The 761-nt window shown below is 63.9% G+C and carries 1 protein-coding gene; it reads left to right on the forward strand.

All coding sequences use genetic code 11. The annotated features are described in order from the left end of the window. Window positions 1–76 precede the first annotated feature (76 nt). On the forward strand, window positions 77–761 hold a 685-nt coding region (locus tag E4U03_RS12575), incomplete at its 3' end, for an NUDIX domain-containing protein (RefSeq protein ID WP_135014061.1).

Here is a 761-nt window from a genome sequence, read left to right on the forward strand (position 1 = left end):
GCCCCCACCCCCTCTTTGCAGGGCTGATCAAGGCGGCACTTGAGGCCCGTAAGAACGGCTAGTACTGTTCTAAGGTATGCAACAGAATCTCTCGTATGAGGTGGGGGACGCCCCCCGCCTCGACGCGCCGGCGCTCGCCGCGACCCAAGATACAATCGCTGACATCGCTAACCCCCGCTACGTCACCAGCCGCACCACCAAATTTGAGGGCTACGTCTGGGACGTTATCCGCGAGGGCATAGCACTGGAAGAAGGCGTCGAACCCTTCGAACGAGATTTTCTGTTGCATCCCGGGGCGGTAGCCGTCCTTGCTCTCAACGAGAAGAACGAGGTGCTACTCATCAACCAGTACCGCCACCCCGTCCGCGCCAACCTCTGGGAAATCCCCGCAGGTCTACTCGACATCGACGGCGAAGACCCCGTGCACGCTGCCGCCCGTGAACTGGCAGAAGAAACCGACCTCCAAGCCGCCCGGTGGGATACCCTCATGGAGTTCTACAACTCACCCGGTGGCATGGGCGAGGCCTGCCGCATCTACCTAGCCCGCGACCTCAGCGCCATCCCCGCCGAAGACCGCGAAGAGCGGGTCCACGAAGAATCAGAAATCGTGCAACGCTGGGTACCCCTCGACGAGGCCGTCCGCGCCGTGCTGGCCGGGCGAATCCACAACGCCGCCTCCACCAACGCAATCCTCGCCGCCGACGCCGCAGCCCGCCGTAACTTCGAAACCCTCTACCCGGCGTCCGCCCCCTTCACCGCCC

Origin of the sequence: Rothia nasimurium, assembly GCF_004569295.1 — a bacterium.
In the GTDB taxonomy this organism is placed as follows: Bacteria; Actinomycetota; Actinomycetes; order Actinomycetales; family Micrococcaceae; genus Rothia; species Rothia nasimurium_B.